The following is a 2,052-nucleotide window of genomic DNA, read 5'->3' as shown; positions in this document are numbered from 1 at the left end:
GATTGACGTTGACCACGCCACCCTTGCCGCCAGTGCCGCCGCCACCGCCGATGGCGACCGAAATTGCAGGCGCTACGCCGATGGCGTAGCCGCCATTGCCGCCGCCACCGCCGACCGACTGGATCAGAATGCCAGGCGCGCCGTCGCCGCCGTTTCCATCGACGCCGGTCTTGATGACGCCGCCAATATTGCCGGTCGCCGTATCGCCCTGGCCGCCACCGCTTGCCTTGCCACCGATCGACACGAGACCGATGGCGCCGCCGCCATCGCCGCCGCCGCCGCCCACCGACTGCGCCACGACGCCATGCGCGCGGGCGCCGAAGGTTTCGATCGATCCGGAAACCTCAACCCTCACATCTCCGCCATCGCCGCCGTTGCCGCCCTTGCCGCCCAGGCTGAGGGCAAAAGAGTCGGACCCGGCGAAGTCGGACGAAACCGTGCCGCCATATCCGCCACCGCCGCCGATGGACTGGGCGAAGATGCCGTATGACCCATCCTTGTGTGTGATGATCTCGCCATCGTTGGTGACGGTGACCTTGCCACCATCGGCCTCGTTGTCGGGGTCGTTGGGGTCGCCGACCACCGGGATCGGAATCCCGTTGGGTATGCTGGCACCGCCACCGATTGTCATGTCTGCTTCCGATGCGCCGGTCGCGGCACCCGAGGCACCACCGCCACCGCCGATCGACTGCGCAAAAATGCCGTGCGAGATATAGCCCAGTGTTTCAATCTTGCCGAAGTTGTTGACCTCGACCTCACCGCCGATGCTGCCACTGCCGCCTTGGCCGCCAATATACATGGTAACGGCCGTCTCGGCCTTACCGGTCTCCGTCGAGCCAGCGCCACCCGCACCACCGCCGCCGCCCACCGACTGTGCGAAGATGCCGTGCGAGTTGTCGTCCTGCGTCAGGATCGAACCGCTCTGGAAGTTCTGGACGTGAACCTTGTCGCTGGTACCGCCAGCGCCGCCGGCGCCGCCGAGGCTCAGCGTGATGGCGATCTTCGAGTCGGTGGATGACGTGCCGGACGCGCCGCCGACGCCACCGGAGCCGCCGATCGACTGCGCCAGGATGCCGTGGGAATTGGCCTTGTCGGTCTGGATTATGCCGCTGTTTTCGACATTGACCTTGCCGCCGTTGCCGCCGACCTCACCCGAGCCGCCAAGCGACAGGTTTACCGCGACTTCACCGCCATCGCTCTTGCCCTTGCTTTCGCCGGCACCACCTGCGCCGCCGCCGCCACCGACCGACTGCGCGAAGATGCCTATCGAGCGCTCCTGCTTGGTCCATATCGTTGCGCCGGCCATATTGACGACATCGACCTGGTTGCCATTGCCGCCCTTGCCACCCGCACCGCCAAGCGAGCCGCCGATTGCGTAAGTGCCAAGCACGCCAGAGCTGGACGAGCCGCCGACACCGCCGCCGCCACCGATCGAATTGGCGCTGATGCCATAGGAATCGGCGCCGTCCGTGACGATCAGATTGCGGTTGGTCACCGAAACCGTGCCGCCATTGCCGGCGCCGCCGGCACCGAGGGCGATCGCCGCGCCGATACCGACCGAAGTCTCGCCAGCATCGCCTGGGCCGACGATATCCTCTTTGGTCGAAGCCGAGCCGCCGCCGCCGCCACCGCCGCCGATGGACATGGCGAGGATGCCGACCGAGTTGAACCCGCTTGTGCGGATCTCGCCCGAATTATCGACTGCGACACCGACCTTGCCATCGAAACAAGTGGCATTGCCACCGGCGTCCGCGGCACAGGCGGCATCGTTGCCTTCGCCGCCATTGCCGCCGATGCTGACATTTGCGGTAACGCTCGTGCCGGCGGTGCCGCCGACGTGGAAGGCCTGCGTGTTTGTCGCACCGCCCATGCCGCCACCGCCGCCGATCGATTGGGCAACAATGCCGGACGAATAGTCGCCGTCGGTGGTCAAATTGGCGGAATTCGTAACATCCACGGCACCGGACTTGTTGCCTGTGCCACCCGCCCCGACGACCCCAACGTTGACGGCGACGTTGACGCCGCTTTCTGTACCGAGATCGGACGTTGCGC

1 pseudogene is annotated in these 2,052 nt (G+C 66.3%); it reads right to left on the bottom strand.

The window, feature by feature from the left end:
• Positions 1-1,957: pseudogene (locus EOA22_RS31645) on the bottom strand (autotransporter outer membrane beta-barrel domain-containing protein); the annotation flags it as partial.
• Positions 1,958-2,052: the final 95 nt, after the last annotated feature.

Origin of the sequence: Mesorhizobium sp. M7A.F.Ca.US.014.04.1.1, from assembly GCF_003998745.1 — a bacterium.
Classification (GTDB): Bacteria; Pseudomonadota; Alphaproteobacteria; order Rhizobiales; family Rhizobiaceae; genus Mesorhizobium; species Mesorhizobium ciceri.
This window is presented reverse-complemented; position numbering and strand designations above follow the sequence as displayed.